Origin of the sequence: Micromonospora sp. NPDC049662 (genome assembly GCF_040675055.1) — a bacterium.
Lineage (GTDB): Bacteria > Actinomycetota > Actinomycetes > Mycobacteriales > Micromonosporaceae > Micromonospora.
This window is the reverse complement of sequence record NZ_JBFAOC010000016.1, coordinates 21,576-38,002: the sequence shown is the minus strand read 5'-3', so window position 1 is coordinate 38,002 and position 16,427 is coordinate 21,576. Positions and strand designations below refer to the sequence as shown.

The following is a 16,427-nucleotide window of genomic DNA, read 5'->3' as shown; positions in this document are numbered from 1 at the left end:
TCAGCGTGTTGCGGGCGGTCGACCGGCGGCGCGCGGTGGCGGCGGGAGGCGGGGCACCACGGCGGGAGAGAGGTCCAGCTGTGCCCACGCGCCGGGGCCGGTGAGCAGCTCCACCCGGCGCAGCAACCCGTCCCGGTCGATCCAGTAGCGCAGCCGCGCGGCGCCACTGCGGAACTCCACGACGTCCACCGTCCGCCCGTCGGCGAGGTCCTCACGGAGGCGCACGGGGGCGCCACGCCGGGCCGCCGGGTCGGCGGCGGCCACCGCGGCGTCGACCAGCAGGTCCAGGTCGTCGCGGGCGGACCGGGTGGTCCGCCACGTGCCGGCGGGGACCGGGAACGGCGGCCGACCGGGCGTCTCGGCCGTGCCACCGCCACCGGCGTCGGCGGGCACGTCGGTACGGGACAGGCCGGCGGCGTCGCGGTGCAGGAGGGTCCGGCGATCGGGTACGCCCAGGTCGGCGACCGCCAGGTAGGCGGTACGGGCGGACCAGCCCAGCCAACCGGCGCCCCGCAGGTTGACCTCGACGCCCACCGGCGCGGCCAGCGTCAGCGTGGCGCCGCCCTGGCCGCGCAGCCGGGCCGGCAGCGCGTTCCACCTCCGCTGCTCGGCCTCCGTGAGCGCCCGGGGCAGGCCGGGTCGGCCGCCGAGCGCGTCCACCGGATGCAGCGTGGGACGGTCGATCCGGTCGAGGAGCACCGTGAGCGGCCCGACGCCGGGTAGACGTGTCACCAGCTTGTGCAGTCGGCCGTCCCGGTCGAGCCAGTACCGGGCCTCGTGGCTGCCGGCCGCCGGCGTGCCGGCCCCGGTGCTGGCGGCTGCCGCGGTGCTGGCCGGTGCCCCGGTGCTGGCCGGTGCCGCGGTGCTGGCGGCGGTGGGCGTCGCGGCGCCCAGCGACGCCTGGAGTACGTCCAGCGTCCCGGCCGTGACCACCTCCTGGGCGATCCAGCGCGCGTCACCGGCGGTCGGGATCGGGTCCGGGCGGTCGGCCGCGAGGCCGAGGAGCAGGTCGAGGACCGACGCCAGGCGCGTGCCGGGTGTCAGGTGACGCAGCCGCCAGCGGTCCGTCGGCGGCACCAGCGGAGGCGCGGCCGGGGTGGGTACGGCCGTCGGGTCCGGCCGGACCACCAGGACCGGGCCGGCGCTCTGCACCAGGCCCCGGTCGGCGCCCGCCCCCGGCCCGCCGACGTCCAGGTAGAGCAGGGAACGCGACCAGTCCACCCAGCCCACCAGCTCGGTACGGGCGGCGCCCTCGCCGGCGGTGACGCGCACACCGGCGCGCAGGTCCCGCAGGTTGGTGACCCGCATGGCGGCCAGCCGCTCGGCCTCGGCGACGGTCAGCGGCCGGGCCGGCGCGGGTGGGTCGGGCGCCCAACTCAGCAGCCCGAGCACCAGCGCCGACGCCGACGTCACGGCGGTCAGGGCGAGCAGGAGCAGCAGCGTACGCCGGCGTCGCCTGGCCTGGGCCGACCCGACGCCGCGGCCGGTATCGCCGACGGGGGTGCTCCGGTCCCTGACCTCGGCACGGCTGGGCCGGCCGTCCCTGACGCCGTGCCGAGCCCTGCGGTCCGGGATGCCGACCCGGGTGGTGTCGGGGGAGGGCGCCGGGGCTCCAGAGGTGTCCACGGATGTGAAACGGGTGGGACGGCATCGGGTGACGAGCCCGGAGTGCGGAGCAGGGGCGCTCGCGGCGGCCGGTCTGCGCCGTGAGCGCGACCACACGGGTGCGCACGCCGGACGAGCCGGGTGCTGCGACCGCTGTGCCGGGGGCGGCCGGCCGTGATGTGACGGCCTGGCCACCGGCCCGGTCGGCCGCCGCGAGCGGCCTACACGAAGAGGGTAGTCCCGGTGACATGGGCCACACAATGGGAATATTGAAGCCGATCACGTACCCTGCGCGACGGCCGAACATGTCGGACCTTCGGCGTACCGTTGATGTCATGGCGCTCGACATTCCTCGGCTCGACGGCCGCTTCCAGGTCGTCAGCGAATACCAGCCGGCCGGCGACCAGCCGGCCGCCATCGACGACCTTGAGCGCCGGGTGCGGCGCGGCGACCGGACCTCGGTGCTCCTCGGCGCGACCGGCACCGGCAAGAGCGCCACCACCGCGTGGCTCATCGAGCGGCTGCAGCGCCCGACCCTGGTGCTCGCCCCGAACAAGACGCTCTGCGCGCAGCTCGCCAAGGAGTTCAGCGAGCTGATGCCGCACAACGCGGTCGAGTACTTCGTGTCGTACTACGACTACTACCAGCCCGAGGCGTACATCCCGCAGACCGACACCTACATCGAGAAGGACTCCTCGATCAACGAGGAGGTCGAGCGACTGCGGCACTCGGCGACGATGTCGCTGCTCACCCGGCGTGACGTGATCGTGGTCGCCACCGTCTCGGCGATCTACGGCCTGGGCACCCCGGAGGAGTACCTGGACCGGGCGGTGAAGGTGAAGGTCGGTCAGGACCTCGACCGCGACCAGTTGCTGCGCCGGCTCGTCGACATCCAGTACACGCGCAACGACATGGCCTTCCAGCGGGGCACGTTCCGGGTCCGCGGTGACACGTTGGAGATCATCCCGGCGTACGAGGAGTTGGCGGTCCGCATCGAGCTGTTCGGCGACGAGGTGGAGAAGCTCTACTACCTCAACCCGCTGACCGGTGACGTGGTCCGCGAGGTCGACCAGTTGGTGATCTTCCCGGCGACGCACTACGCGGCGGGCCCGGAGCGGATGGAGCGGGCCATCCGCGACATCGAGGCGGAGCTGGCCGAGCGGCTGGCCGAGCTGGAGCGCCAGGGCAAGCTGCTGGAGGCGCAGCGACTGCGGATGCGCACGACGTACGACATCGAGATGATGCGCCAGGTGGGCTTCTGCTCCGGCATCGAGAACTACTCGATGCACATGGACGGGCGGCTGCCCGGCAGCCCACCGCACTGCCTGCTCGACTACTTCCCGGACGACTTCCTCACCGTGGTCGACGAGTCGCACGTGACGATCCCGCAGATCGGCAGCATGTACGAGGGTGACGCCTCCCGTAAGCGGATGCTCATCGACCACGGGTTCCGGCTGCCCAGCGCGGCCGACAACCGGCCGCTGCGGTTCGACGAGTTCCTGGAGCGGGTCGGCCAGATGGTCTGCCTCTCCGCGACCCCGGGCACGTGGGAGTTGGAGCAGGCCCAGGGCGAGTTCGTCGAGCAGGTCATCCGCCCCACCGGTCTGGTCGATCCGGAGGTGGTGATCAAGCCGACCAAGGGCCAGATCGACGACCTCATGCACGAGATCAAGCTGCGGACCGACCGGGACGAGCGGGTGCTCGTCACGACGCTGACCAAGAAGATGGCCGAGGACCTGTCGGACTACCTGCTGGAGAACGGCGTCCGGGTGCGTTACCTGCACTCCGAGGTCGACACGCTGCGCCGGGTCGAGCTGCTGCGTGAGCTGCGCAAGGGTGAGTACGACGTGCTCGTCGGCATCAACCTGCTCCGTGAGGGTCTGGACCTGCCCGAGGTGTCACTGGTGGCGATCCTCGACGCCGACAAGGAGGGCTTCCTGCGCAGTGGCCGGTCCCTGATCCAGACCATCGGGCGGGCCGCCCGTAACGTCTCGGGCCAGGTGCACATGTACGCCGACAAGATCACGCCGTCGATGGCGGCGGCGATCGACGAGACCGACCGGCGTCGCGCCAAGCAGATCGCGCACAACGAGGCGCACGGCATCAGTCCGGAGCCGCTGCGCAAGAAGATCCACGACATCCTGGACGACATCTACCGCGAGGCGGAGGACACCGAGAGCTCCCGGGTCGGCGGTGCGGTCCGCCAGCTTTCCCGGGGTAAGGCGCCGGTCAAGGAGACGCGCAGTCGCAGCCGGTCGACCGCCGCCACCACGTCGCGGGAGGGGATGGCCCGCGCCGACCTCGCCCAGCTCATCCAGGAGCTCAACGACCAGATGCTGGCCGCCGCCCGTGAGCTGCAGTTCGAGCTGGCGGCGCGGATCCGCGACGAGGTCGCCGACCTGAAGAAGGAGCTACGCGGGATGGACGCCGCCGGCGTGAAGTGACAGCCGGGCCCGCCCACGCACGACCGACACGGTCACGAGCGGCGTGGGCGGGTGTGGCACGGTTGGCGCTTGGTGTGGGCGGGTGTGGCACGGTTGGCGCTCGGCGCGGGCGGCCCCGGTGTGACCGCGCGTGGTTGTGGTGTGGAGCGCCCGGCAGCCGCTCGCGGTTGATCTCCGTGCCGAGCTGGTCACCCTTGACCGGCATGGGCGGGCGTGTCTCGGCCACGCGCCGGGTGGTTGGTTCGTGCGGCGAGCGGGAAGGGCGGTCGGGTGCGATGACGCCGATCGACGACGAACTGGTCCTCGGAGTGCCCGAGCTCCGTCTGCGTCCGTTCGTCGACCGGTACATCGGCTACCGGGAACGCGCGGACGTCCCCCTGGTCCGCCGGGAGACCGCTGGTGCCTTCGTGGTGCTGATCCTGGGCTGGGGTGCGCCGCTGGACGTGGCCGATCCGCGCGGCGCCGAGCGCGGGGTCGAGCGGGTGGACTCGTTCGTGGCCGGCACCTTCGACGGCTGGTGCACCACCCGCACGGTGGGCGTGGGGGAGGGCGTGGAGCTGCTGCTGACGCCGCTGACCGCCCGGCGTGTCCTCGGGCTGCCGCTGGTCGAGCTGACCAACCGGGCGGTGGGCCTCGATCAGCTCCCGGGCGGCTGGCTCGACCGGCTGCGGGGCCGGCTCGCCGACGCCGGGGGCTGGCCGCAGCGCTTCGCGCTCCTGGACGCGGCACTCGCCGACCGCCTGGCGGCGTCCCCACCCGTCGACGCCCGCCTCGACTGGGCCTGGCGATGGCTCACGGCCAGCGGTGGGCGCGGCGCTGTCGGCGAGCTCGCCGCCGAGCTGGGGTGGAGCCGGCGACATCTGGCGGCCCGGTTCCGGGAGGACGTCGGCCTGCCACCGAAGACGGCGGCCCGGTTGATGCGCTTCCAACACGCGCGCGCGGCGCTGCGCGATGCCGCCGCGACCGGATCGCCGCCCGGACGTGGACGGGCCGTCGACTGGGCCGAGGTGGCCGTCCGATGTGGCTATTACGACCAGTCGCACCTCATCCGGGACTTCCACCAGTTCGCCGGCGCCACACCGGCGGCGCTGCTCGCCGCACGCTCCCCCGTCTGACGTCAGACGCCGTCGGCACGTGAGGCCGTCGGCGCGTGGGGCCGTCGGCACCTGACGTCGTCGCCGCGTGAGGCCGTCGGTGCGTGGGGCCGTCGGTGCGTGAGGTCGTCGGCGCGTGACGCCGTCGGTACGTGACGTCGTCGGCGCGTGAGACGGACGGACAGCCACTGAAGCCGCGCATGGTCAACTCCAGATCGCCGATCTGGCGGTGTCCGACCGCCCGGTTGCCGCCACGTCGGCGACCTGGTGTGGATCAACGTTCACGATCGACTCGGGTTCAGGGAAGTGGGGGCGTCCTGAGCGCGCCGACGGCCCGGTTTGCGGGAACCTGGGGGTCGGGCCGCTCCAGCGCGGCGATCCCGGCGCAGGTTGGGCTGCCCGGGTCACATTCGTCCAATCGGGGGGTCGACTCCGGGTCGGAGACTTGTCGCTATGCGAACCGTCTATCCGATCCTTCGTTATCCCGATCCGCGTGCCGCGATCGACTGGCTCTGTTCCGCGTTCGGCTTCGAGGTGCACGCCGTGCACGAGGCGCCGGACGGCACGGTCGCGCACGCCGAACTCGTCCTCGACACCGGCATGATCATGCTGGGTCCTCGGGTGGGCCCGGCGTCTCCGGCGGCCGAGGACGACTGGTCCGTCTACGTGGCCGTGCCCGACGTCGACGCCCACTACGCCCAAGCGCGTGCCGCCGGAGCGGACATCACCCGGGAGCCGTTCGACACCGACTACGGGTCCCGCGACTACGCCGCCCGTGACCTCGCCGGTATCCACTGGTCGTTCGGCACCTACCGGCCCTGAGCCACCTACCGGCCTGAGCCGAGTTCCGGCTTGACCGCGCCTACCGGCCTGAGCCCTGAGCAGGGAAGGGAGGCTTCGACGGCATCGGATTCCCCGCATGGCGCGACCGCCTCAGTTGCGGTGCGCCACCGCGCTATTGCACTGGGTGATCGTCCTGCGTACGCTCCCTCGATGGGGAGGCGGGGATGCCGTTGCCAACAAGTCCTGTCATTCGACGCGCGCGCCTCGGCGCTGAGCTGCGTCAGCTACGCCGACGCGAGGCGCTGACCCTGGAACAGGTCTGCGACCGGTTGGGCTGGGCCTCGACGTCGAAGCTGTCCCGCATCGAGCTGGGGCAGAGCCGTCCGGATCTCGCCGACGTGCTGGATCTGCTCGACGTCTACCAGGTGCCCAACCCGGTCCGGGACGCGTTGATCGTTATCGCCCGCGACGCGGCCACCAGCCGTGGCTGGTGGAAGGCGCTCGGCGAGATGAGCGAACGGCAGCGCGTGTACGCCGAGCTGGAGGCGGGCGCGGCCGACATCGTCGAGTACCAGCCGGCGCTCGTGCCGGGTCTGCTCCAGACGGCGGCGTACGCGCGCTCGCGGGTCGCCGCCGGTGTCCTGCTCACGCCCGAGGTCGACGTGGAGGCCGAGGTGCGGGCGCGGGCGCTGCGCCAGGAGGTGCTGCGCCGGGCCGACCCGCCGCGTTACACGGCGGTGCTGGCCGAGGCGGTATGCGACCCGGGCGACCTGCCGGTCGACGTCTGGCGGGAGCAGCTACGGCACCTGGTGGCGGTGACCGGGCTGGCGCACGTGACGGTGCGGTTGCTGCCACGCGGGCTGGCCGGCGGCGGGCTGCACCCGCTCACGCCGTACTCCTGGTATGCCTTTCCCGACCCGGAGGACCCGCGGACGGTGATGCTGGAGGCGTTGACCACCGACGTGCGCCTGGCGACCGTGCTCGACGTCGACAGGTACGAGCGGATGACCGAGGCGCTGTTGGCGGCGGCGCTGTCACCGGAGGAGACGGTCACCGTCCTGGCCCGCCGCGTCGGGCAGTAGGACTCGCCCGCGCGGCCACCGGGCCCGGCGCCCCCGAGCCCGTCGGGACCGGCGACCCGCGCGTGCGGGAGGCACGGTAACCGCGGGGTACGACAGGTCCACTCAGGCCGGTACGTCGAGGAAGTGCTCGACCAGCGGCGGTCCGGCGAAGTGCGGCCCGATGAGCGCGCGCCACCGCGCGAACCGGTCGGTGTCCCGGAAGTTCTTCTCGTGCGCCTCGACCGAGTCCCACTCCACCAACAACACGAACCGGGTGGGCGACTCGATGCCCCGGGTCATCCGCACCGAGCGGCAGCCGGGCGTGCCGGCCAGCACCGGGTGACCCTCGCCGTACGCGGCGGCGAACGCGTCCTCGTGTCCGGGCAGTACGTCGATCAGCGCGACCTCAAGCACCATGCCGGCAAGCCTTTCACGGCCCGGGGTCGTGCGGGTGCCGCGGGGTCTGTTCCGCCGTCGACACACGTCCTAAGGTCTGACGACATGATCATCGACTGGCTTACCGGTACCGCGTTCCAGGTCGGGGGCGTCGGCACGACCTGGGCGGAGCTGCTGGGGTTCGCCACCGGAGTGCTCAACGTGTGGCTGGTGGCCCGGCAGCGCGTCGCCAACTGGCCGATCGGCATCGCCAACGTGCTACTGCTCATGCTGCTGTTCTGGACGGCCGGGCTGTACGCCGACGCCGGGCTCCAGGTCGTGTACGTGGCGCTCGGCTGTTACGGCTGGTGGCACTGGCTGTTCGGGGGCGAACGCCGGACCCGGCTGACGGTGAGCCGGACCGGCCGACGGGAGTGGGTGTGGCTGGCGGTCGTGGGTGTGCTGCTCACCGGCGGGCTCTGGGTCCTGCTGGACCGGGCCACCGACTCGACGGTGCCGCTGCCGGACGCGCTGACCACGGCGCTGTCCCTGCTGGCGACATACGGGCAGACCCGCAAGCGGGTGGAGAGCTGGTGGCTCTGGATCGCGGCCGACCTGATCTACATCCCGCTGTACGCCTACAAGGGGCTGCACCTGACGGCCGTGCTGTACCTGGTCTTCCTCGCGCTGTGCGTGGTCGGGTTGCGGGCCTGGCGGGCCGATGAGCGCCGACTCGACCCGGCTACCCCGGCGCCGCCCGGCCCGACCCCGGTGACCGCGTGAGCGAGACGGCGCAGGCGCGGCGTCCCGAGTTCGGGCACGGGATGGTGGTGGGGAAGTTCTATCCGCCGCACGCCGGGCACCATGCCCTGATCGCGGCGGCGGCCGCCCGCTGCGCCACCGTCACGGTGGTGGTGGCGCCGTCGCGTCGGGAGTCCATCCCGCTCGCGGCCCGGCTGGACTGGCTGCGCGAGGCGCACGCGGACACACCGTGGGTCCGGTTCGTCGGCCGGTACGACGACCATCCGGTGGACTACGACGACCCGGCGGTCTGGGACGCGCACTGCGCGGTGTTCCGCGAGGCGGTCGGACCGGAGCAGGTGGACGCCGTCTTCTCCTCCGAGGCGTACGGACCGGAGTTGGCCCGCCGATTCGGGGCCGTACCCGTGTCGGTCGATCCGGATCGGCGGACCGTGCCGGTCTCCGGGACGGCGGTCCGCGCGGACCCGGCGGGTCACTGGCGGTGGCTGAGCCCGCCGGTGCGGGCCGCTCTCGTGCGGCGGGTGGTGGTGGTCGGCGCCGAGTCGACGGGCACCACCACGATGGCCGAGGCGCTCGCCGCGCACTACGGCACCGTCTGGGTTCCCGAGTACGGCCGGGAGTTGACGGCCCGCAAGCTCGCCCGGCTGCGGGAGCGCTCGCCCGAGGCGACGATCTTCGACGTCGGCTGGGACCGCGACGACTTTCGCGAGGTGGTCCGCGAGCAGCAGGCGGCCGAGGACGCGGCGGCCCGGTCGTCGGGGCCGTTGCTGTTCTGCGACACCGACGCGCGGGCCACCGCGGTCTGGGAGGAGCGCTACCTGGGTAGCGCGTCGCCGCAGGTGCGGGCGGCGGCCCGCCGGCCGGCGCGGTACCTGCTGACCGACCACCGGGGCGTGCCGTTCGCCGACGACGGGTTGCGCGACGGTGAGCACCTGCGGGCCTGGATGACCGACCGGTTCCGCGACGAGTTGGCCGGGTCGGGGGTGCCGGTGGTGGAGTTGACCGGATCGCACGCCGAGCGGCTGGCGCGGGCCGTGCGGGTCTGCGACGACCTGCTGGCGTCCGGCTGGTCGTTCACCGACCCGATCAGCGCACCCGACACGCTAGCCTCCTAGGACGGCTAAGAGGGTGTGCGATGGCACCCCGGGCCCCAGGTGTGATCACGGCGCGTGGTGGGCAACAATGGTCGGCGAGGAGGGGAGTATTCCCCCGCGACGAAGTCGTCAGCACGGACGATCGCCGGATTCTCGGCGACCGACCCGGCTCCGTCGGTCGCCGTCCCGTTCGCGGGTCGGGGGCGGAAGAGACCTCCGACAGTCACCAGAGTGAGCGACAGCGGCACGCCGGCCCCGCCAGGGGCGTACGGTGTGCCCGACGCCGCGTGTCTGCCGGAGGAATGAACGTTGGACGTGTCCGGATTGGTGTGGGCGGGGACCCTCGTCGCACTGTCTGCGGTGCTGCTCGTCGATCTGCTGATCATCGGTCGGCGTCCGCACGAGCCGAGCGTGCGCGAGTCGAGCCTCTGGGTCGCCTTCTACGTCGGCCTCGCCCTGCTCTTCGGCGCCGGTGTCTGGCTGGCCTCCGGGGCCAGCTCGGCGGGGCAGTTCTACACCGGTTGGCTCACCGAGTACAGCCTCTCGGTGGACAACCTCTTCGTCTTCGTCATCATCATGGCCCGGTTCGGGGTGCCCCGGCAGTACCAGCAGAAGGTGCTGCTCATCGGCATCGTGCTGGCATTGGTGATGCGTGGCGGGTTCATCGCCGCCGGAGCGGCGTTGATCTCGCAGTTCTCCTGGGTCTTCTACATCTTCGGCGCGTTCCTCATCTACACGGCGATCAACCTGGCCCGCCAGGGTGAGCCGGACGAGGACGAGTTCTCCGAGAACCTCCTGATCCGGTGGAGCCGCCGGGCGCTGCCGATCTCCAAGGGCTACGACGACGCGAAGCTGACGACCCACGAGAACGGGCGACGGCTGTTCACGCCGATGCTGATCGTGATGATCGCGATCGGCACCACCGACCTGATCTTCGCGCTGGACTCGATTCCGGCGATCTTCGGCATCACGCAGGAGCCGTACCTGGTCTTCACCGCGAACGTGTTCGCGCTGATGGGTCTGCGCCAGCTCTACTTCCTGCTCGGCGGCCTGCTCGACCGGTTGATCTACCTGAGCTACGGACTGGCCGTCGTCCTGGGCTTCATCGGCGTCAAACTCGTGTTGGAGGCGCTGGCCGACAACAACCTGCCGTTCATCAACGGCGGGGAGCACGTCGGGTGGGCGCCGCACATCCCGATCTGGCTGTCCCTGCTGGTCATCATCGGCACGCTGGGCGTCGCCACCGTCGCCAGCCTGGTCAAGTCCGCCCGGGACCGGCGTCGCGAGCTGGCCGCGGCCCGGCGCTGAGGCCGGCGCCGCGACGGGCCGGCCGGTCAGACCCGGTGCACGCCCACCAGGGTGGCCGTCCGGTCCGCCGGTAGGGGCTCCTCGATCACCCGCCGCCGTCGGTAGCAGGCGTGCAGCATCCGCCGGTCGGTCGAGCCGTCGGCAGCGGCGGTGACGATGCCGATGTGGTGGATCTTCCGGCCGGGACGGGCGAAGAAGTAGAGGTCGCCGGGGCGCTCCGCGCCCAGGTCGAGGGGGGTCGTCGCCACCGCCTGGTCGTCGGCGTCGCGGGGCAGGAGCACCCCGAACCGGCGCCAGGCCAGGTGGACGAGGCCCGAGCAGTCGATGCCGTACGCCGACAGCCCGCCCCAGATGTAGGCCACGTCCAGCAGCCGCTGGGCCACCGCGAGCGCGTCGGCGGCGCTGGCTGGCCCGCTCGACGGCGGGACGAGGTGCCCGTCGGGCAGCCAGAGCGGCGCGGCCCGGCCCGGGACGTGGACCGCCCGCCAGCCGTCGCGGGCGGGACCGGCCGGGACGAGACGGGTGCCGACGACGACTCCCGGCAGCACGACCGGCCCGTCCGGGGTGGCGTGCAGCCCGGTGACGGTGGCGTCCACGACGAGCGGGTCGCCGCTGACGGTGGGATCGGTGGGGGTCAGCTGGTCGGCGGGGAGCCAGCCCGGGTAGCCGCGGGGATCGAGTTTGGCGGCCGGCTGCTCGACGGCGACGACCCGGGCCCAGCCGTCCGGGCGCAGCTCGTCGATCAGCACCCGCTCGCCGAGCAGGAGTTGACTCAACACGCAGTCGCCGACCTGCTGGTCGGTGTCCAGGCCGGAGACCCAGGTCGGGATGTCGACGCCGGCCGTGAGCGCGGGACCGTCGACCGTCCGGACCGCCTCGGGCGCTGACCACAGCGTCGCCACCGCGACCCGGACGACGGCCTCGCGGCCCGGTTGAAGCTCCACATCGACCCCCAGCTCGTGTCGGCTGTCTGGGGGCAACCCTATGAAGAAAACCGCCAGCGCTCAACCACGAGTCTGCATCTTTACTTCAGCCAGACCGGAAATGCCCAGGCCAGGAGCGTCCGGTAGGACCACCGTCGGCCCCTCGTAGCGGATCCCGCCCTGCACCGGCGACCAGGCCAGCCACCACGCGGCGTCCAGGTCGGCGACCGCCGTGGTGCCGTACGCGGCCACCAGACTCGCCGCCGCGCCGATGCCGACCTGACTCTCCATCATCGACCCGACCACCGTGCCGAGCCCGTGCGCGCGGGCCAACTCCAGGAGCGTGCGCGCTGGGTGTAGCCCGCCACACTTGGCCAGCTTGACGTTGACCAGGTCGGCGGCCCGGCGGCGGATCACCTCCACCAGGTCGCGGACCCCGAAGACCGCCTCGTCGGCCAGGATCGGCACCGAAACCCGGTCGCTGACCCATGCCAGCCCGTCCAGGTCCCAGCGGGCCACCGGCTGCTCGACCAGCTCCACGTCCAGCCCGGCGTCCTCGATGCCACGGATCACCCGGACCGCCTCGCGCGGCGTCCAGCCCTGGTTGGCGTCCAGCCGGATGCGCACGTCCGCGCCGACCGCCGCGCGTACCGCCCGTACCCGGTCCAGGTCGCCGGCCGCGTCCGTGCCGACCTTGAGCTTCAGCACGCCGAAGCCGTCGGCCCGCCGCTGGCGCGCGGCCGCCGCCAGGTCGACCGCGTCGCCCGCGGCGAGGGTGACGTCCGTCGGGACCCGCAGGGTCGTGCCGCCGAGCAACCGCGCCAGGGGTACGCCCAAACGCCGCGCCGCCAGGTCGTGCAGCGCGACGTCCACCGCCGCCTTCGCCGCCTCGTTGCCCACCACCGCCCGCTGCACCTCGGCGCAGCGGGCCACCAGGTCGTCTGGGTCGCGTCCGGACAGCAGCGGACCGAGCAGTTCGCGGACGCAGGCCTCGGCCCCGGCGACCGAGGCGCCGGTGACCTGCCACACCTGCGGCGCCTCGCCGAAGCCGGACCGACCGTCGGCGTCGACCAGCTCGACGATCAACGTGTCCACCGTGGTGCTGCGGCGCAGCGCCGTGACGAACGGGGTGTGTAAGGGGGCGGAAACCCGGTGGGTGCGTACCGCCGAGATCGTCATATGGGGCACCCTATACGCAGGAACACGGCGGGAGGGCGGGCCGGATGGTCGTACGGGACTGGCAACTGGTGGGCGCGCCGAACGCCCGTGACCTGGGCGGCCTGGTCGGCGCCGATGGTCGCAGAGTGCGCGTCGGCCAGCTCGTCCGCACCCCGGCGCTGGGCCGGCTCACCGACGCCGACCTGCCGGTGCTCGCGACACTCGCGCCGGCCTGCGTGGTCGACCTGCGCGACGGCACGGAGATCGACGTCGCGCCGCCCGACCGGCTGGCCGGCGAGCCCCGGGTGGCGCACCTGCCGGTGCACGATCCGGAACACCCGGTCTTCACGTACGTCTCGGCGGTGCTGCTCGGGCACGACCTCGACGCGTACGCCGAGTTGGCCCGGCAGGGCACGGCGGGGGCGATGGCCGAGATCTACCGGTGGTTCGTCACCGGCGAGTCGGCCCGGCGGAACTTCGGCGCGGCGGTACGCCTGGCCGCCGACCCGGAGAACCTGCCGCTGCTGTACCACTGCTCGGCCGGCAAGGACCGCACCGGCTGGCTCACCGTCATCCTGCTCACCGCGCTCGGAGTCGACGAGGAGGCGATCCGCGCCGACTACCTGCGCAACAACGCGTTGACCGAGAGCCTGCGCGCGGTGATCGTCGAGGCGATGCGCCGCCGCGAGCCCGAGCTGGACGTCGACGCGGTGCTGCCGGTACTGGAGGTCCACCCCGCGTACCTCGACGCCGGCTACCAGGAGGTCCGCCGGGTGCACGGCTCGTTCGACGCGTACCTGCGCGACGGGTTGGGGTTGACCGACGACGTGGTCGAGGCGTTGCGGGCGCACCTGCTGGAGTGAGGGCGTCGGGCTCAGAGGCGGTGCCGGTCGGCCCACACCTGGGCCGAGACGCGCGCGATCAGCCGACAGGCGTCGTCGTCGCCGTCGTCCAGGTCGGTGGTGGTGCACACGGCGATCACGTACGGCGGGGCGTCGTCGGGCAGCACCACGCCGACACCGTGCCGCACACCGCGTACCCAACCGTTCTTCAGCGCGATGCGGGTGCCCTCGGGCAGGCCGGCGGCCAGGTCCTCGCGGTGTTCCTGCGCGAGCAGCACGTCCAGCATGGCGGCGCACCCGGCCGGCGAGGCGAGACGGCCGGGGGTCGTGACGCCGCTGGCCAGCGCGCCCAGCAGGGCGGCCAGGTCGGCGGCGGTGACGGTGTTGGTGATGCCGGCGTCGCGGGCCGCGAAGTCCTCGATGCCGCGGCCGGTGACGCTGTCGCGGGCGTCGGCGAGGGCCCACACCTGCGCCACCGCGGGCAGCCCGACGTGCCCGATGACGAGGTTGGTGGCCAGGTTGCTGGACCGCACGATCATCCGCTCGGCCAGCCAGCGCAGCGACGCCGTGCGGCCGAGCCGGTCCCACACCGCGTCGTCGTTGTCGTAGTGCGGGGCGCAGGAGAACCGGGGCGCGCCGGGCTGGGCCGAGTCGAACTCGTTGACCACCGGGACGTCGGCGTCCAGGTCCAGCGTGCCGGCCTCGGCGGCGCGGTGCAGCGCCGCCAGCACCGCCACCTTCATGGTGCTGGCGGCGTAGTGGCCGGCGTGGGCGTGGCGGGTCCAGCTCGGGGGCGCGTCGAGTCGACCCACGTACGCCGAGACGGTGCCCGGCACCGCGTCCAGGAAGGCGTCGAGATCATCCCAGGTCATGCCGGTGACCGTAGTCGAGGACGACGGCGTCGGGCGGACGTACCCCGGCGGGGAAGCGCACGGGCGCGCCGGCCGCAAGCGGCCGACGCGCCCGGTGCGGTTGTCGATCAGCCGGCGTGCTTGCGGCGGGCGGCGGCCCGGCCGCGCTGCTGCTGGTCGAGCACCACCTTGCGGATGCGCACCGAGGTCGGGGTGACCTCGACGCACTCGTCCTCGCGGCAGAACTCCAGCGCCTGCTCCAGCGAGAGCTTGCGCGGCGGGATCAGCTTCTCGGTCTCGTCGGAGGTCGAGGCCCGCATGTTGGTGAGCTTCTTCTCCTTGGTGATGTTGACGTCCATGTCGTCGGAGCGGGAGTTCTCGCCGACGATCATGCCCTCGTACACCTCGGTGGTCGGCTCGACGAACATCTGGCCGCGCTCCTGCAGGTTGATCATCGCGAAGGCGGTGACCACGCCGGAGCGGTCGGCGACGAGCGACCCGTTGTTGCGGGTGCGCAGCTCGCCGAACCACGGCTCGTACGATTCGAAGACGTGGTGCAGGATGCCGGTGCCCCGGGTGTCGGTCAGGAACTCGGTGCGGAAGCCGATCAGGCCACGCGCCGGCACCAACCACTCCATCCGGATCCAGCCGGTGCCGTGGTTGACCAGCTGCTCCATCCGGCCCTTGCGGGTCGCGAGGAGCTGGGTGATCGCGCCCAGGTACTCCTCCGGGGCGTCGATGGTCAGCCGCTCGACCGGCTCGCAGGTCTTGCCGTCGATCTCCCGGGTGACGACCTGCGGCTTGCCGACGGTCAGCTCGTAGCTCTCCCGGCGCATCTGCTCGACCAGGATGGCCAGCGCCAGCTCGCCGCGGCCCTGCACCTCCCAGGCGTCCGGCCGCTCGGTCGGCAGGACCCGCAGCGACACGTTGCCGACCAGCTCCTTGTCGAGGCGGTCCTTGACCATCCGGGCGGTGACCTTGGAGCCCTTGACCCTGCCGACCAGCGGCGAGGTGTTGGTGCCGATGGTCATCGAGATGGCCGGCTCGTCGACGGTGATCAGCGGCAGCGCCACCGGGTTCTCCACGTCGGCGAGCGTCTCACCGATCATGATCTCCGGAATGCCGGCGACGGCGATGATGTCGCCCGGCCCGGCGGTCTCGGCCGGCTTGCGCTCCAGACCCTCGGTCATCAACATCTCGGAGATGCGGACCCGCTGGGTACTGCCGTCGGTGCGGCACCAGGCCACGGTCTGGCCCTTGCTGATGGTGCCCTGTCGGACGCGGCACAGCGCGAGCCGGCCGAGGAACGGCGACGCGTCGAGGTTGGTGACGTGCGCCTGCAGGGGCGCGTCGTCCTCGTACGCGGGGGCCGGGATGGTGTCCAGCAGGGTGCGGAACAGCGGCTCCAGAGAGTCGCTGTCGTCGGGCACCGAGCCGTCGGCCGGCTGGGTCAGCGAGGCGATGCCGTCCCGGGCGCAGGCGTAGACGATCGGGAAGTCGATCTGCTCCTCGTCGGCGTCCAGGTCGAGGAAGAGCTCGTAGGTGTCGTCCACGACCTCCTTGATCCGGGCGTCCGGACGGTCCACCTTGTTGATCACCAGGATGATCGGCATCCGGGCCCGCAGCGCCTTGCGCAGCACGAAGCGGGTCTGCGGGAGAGGGCCCTCACTGGCGTCGACGAGCAGCACCACGCCGTCGACCATGGTCAGGCCGCGCTCGACCTCGCCGCCGAAGTCGGCGTGGCCCGGGGTGTCGATGATGTTGATGGTGACCGGGTCCGAACCATCGGCGGGCAGGTACCGCACGCCGGTGTTCTTCGCCAGGATCGTGATGCCCTTCTCCCGCTCCAGGTCGCCGGAGTCCATCACCCGCTCGGTGTTCTCGCCTCGTGCGCCGTACGCGCCGGCCTGCCGCAACATGGCGTCGACCAGGGTGGTCTTGCCGTGGTCGACGTGAGCGATGATGGCGACATTGCGGAGGTCGGTGCGAAGCTGCATACCCTCTATCCTTCCGCCTGCGCTCGCGCAGGCTGCGTCGGGGTCACCCCCAGGTGCCCCTGATCTATGGTGAAACCGCTGTGCCGGTGGTTCCCCCGGCTGGCATGCTGGCTCCCGTGTCCCGGGGGCC

Annotated in this window: 14 protein-coding genes; 8 read left to right on the top strand and 6 right to left on the bottom strand. The window is 72.4% G+C overall.

Annotated elements, in window-relative coordinates:
* On the bottom strand, positions 1 to 1,626 hold the full coding sequence (locus tag AB0J36_RS14995) for a hypothetical protein (protein WP_363660736.1): 1,626 nt from the start codon (positions 1,624 to 1,626) through the stop codon (positions 1 to 3).
* A 314-nt stretch (positions 1,627 to 1,940) separates the two neighbouring features.
* On the opposite strand from AB0J36_RS14995, the gene uvrB reads away from it, so the two are divergent.
* The 4 genes from uvrB to AB0J36_RS14975 all read left to right on the top strand — a co-directional run bounded on the left by uvrB (position 1,941) and on the right by AB0J36_RS14975 (position 7,008).
* Complete coding sequence (gene uvrB / locus AB0J36_RS14990; protein WP_357170808.1) at positions 1,941 to 4,049, top strand: excinuclease ABC subunit UvrB; 2,109 nt, start codon at positions 1,941 to 1,943, stop codon at positions 4,047 to 4,049.
* A gap of 275 nt (positions 4,050 to 4,324) precedes the next feature.
* The gene (locus AB0J36_RS14985; RefSeq protein ID WP_357170810.1) at positions 4,325 to 5,164 is read left to right on the top strand and encodes a helix-turn-helix domain-containing protein; all 840 of its coding nucleotides are present in this window, start codon (positions 4,325 to 4,327) and stop codon (positions 5,162 to 5,164) included.
* 432 nt (positions 5,165 to 5,596) lie between these two features.
* Positions 5,597 to 5,965, top strand: a complete 369-nt coding sequence (locus AB0J36_RS14980; RefSeq protein WP_363660735.1) for a VOC family protein — start codon at positions 5,597 to 5,599, stop codon at positions 5,963 to 5,965.
* A 185-nt stretch (positions 5,966 to 6,150) separates the two neighbouring features.
* Positions 6,151 to 7,008 (top strand): helix-turn-helix transcriptional regulator, encoded by an 858-nt coding sequence (locus AB0J36_RS14975; RefSeq protein WP_357127240.1) that lies wholly within the window; start codon positions 6,151 to 6,153, stop codon positions 7,006 to 7,008.
* Between the two features lie 102 nt (positions 7,009 to 7,110).
* Here the strand turns inward: AB0J36_RS14975 and AB0J36_RS14970 are convergent, their stop codons facing one another.
* Positions 7,111 to 7,404, bottom strand: coding sequence for an antibiotic biosynthesis monooxygenase family protein (locus AB0J36_RS14970; protein WP_357127243.1), 294 nt, complete (start codon positions 7,402 to 7,404; stop codon positions 7,111 to 7,113).
* An 84-nt stretch (positions 7,405 to 7,488) separates the two neighbouring features.
* Here AB0J36_RS14970 and pnuC point away from each other — a divergent pair, with 84 nt between their 5' ends.
* The 3 genes from pnuC (at position 7,489) to AB0J36_RS14955 (ending at position 10,526) form a co-directional block, all read left to right on the top strand.
* The gene (gene pnuC / locus AB0J36_RS14965) at positions 7,489 to 8,145 is read left to right on the top strand and encodes a nicotinamide riboside transporter PnuC (RefSeq protein WP_357127246.1); all 657 of its coding nucleotides are present in this window, start codon (positions 7,489 to 7,491) and stop codon (positions 8,143 to 8,145) included.
* Positions 8,142 to 9,239 (top strand): AAA family ATPase, encoded by a 1,098-nt coding sequence (locus tag AB0J36_RS14960; protein WP_357392800.1) that lies wholly within the window; start codon positions 8,142 to 8,144, stop codon positions 9,237 to 9,239. The genes pnuC and AB0J36_RS14960 overlap by 4 nt, the downstream gene beginning before the upstream one ends.
* 288 nt (positions 9,240 to 9,527) lie before the next feature.
* Positions 9,528 to 10,526, top strand: coding sequence for a TerC family protein (locus tag AB0J36_RS14955; RefSeq protein ID WP_357127253.1), 999 nt, complete (start codon positions 9,528 to 9,530; stop codon positions 10,524 to 10,526).
* A 26-nt stretch (positions 10,527 to 10,552) separates the two neighbouring features.
* Here AB0J36_RS14955 and AB0J36_RS14950 read toward each other — a convergent pair whose 3' ends face one another.
* On the bottom strand, positions 10,553 to 11,470 hold the full coding sequence (locus tag AB0J36_RS14950; protein WP_357170814.1) for an NlpC/P60 family protein: 918 nt from the start codon (positions 11,468 to 11,470) through the stop codon (positions 10,553 to 10,555).
* A gap of 60 nt (positions 11,471 to 11,530) precedes the next feature.
* Complete coding sequence (locus AB0J36_RS14945) at positions 11,531 to 12,628, bottom strand: dipeptide epimerase (protein ID WP_357392801.1); 1,098 nt, start codon at positions 12,626 to 12,628, stop codon at positions 11,531 to 11,533.
* A gap of 44 nt (positions 12,629 to 12,672) precedes the next feature.
* On the opposite strand from AB0J36_RS14945, the gene AB0J36_RS14940 reads away from it, so the two are divergent.
* Positions 12,673 to 13,470, top strand: coding sequence for a tyrosine-protein phosphatase (locus AB0J36_RS14940; protein ID WP_357392802.1), 798 nt, complete (start codon positions 12,673 to 12,675; stop codon positions 13,468 to 13,470).
* An 11-nt stretch (positions 13,471 to 13,481) separates the two neighbouring features.
* Here the strand turns inward: AB0J36_RS14940 and AB0J36_RS14935 are convergent, their stop codons facing one another.
* Together AB0J36_RS14935 and typA are read right to left on the bottom strand one after the other, a co-directional pair.
* On the bottom strand, positions 13,482 to 14,321 hold the full coding sequence (locus AB0J36_RS14935; protein ID WP_357392803.1) for a serine hydrolase: 840 nt from the start codon (positions 14,319 to 14,321) through the stop codon (positions 13,482 to 13,484).
* Between the two features lie 107 nt (positions 14,322 to 14,428).
* Entirely contained in the window at positions 14,429 to 16,297 is a 1,869-nt protein-coding gene (gene typA / locus AB0J36_RS14930) for a translational GTPase TypA (protein ID WP_357127268.1), read from the bottom strand.
* Between the last annotated feature and the right edge of the window lie 130 nt (positions 16,298 to 16,427).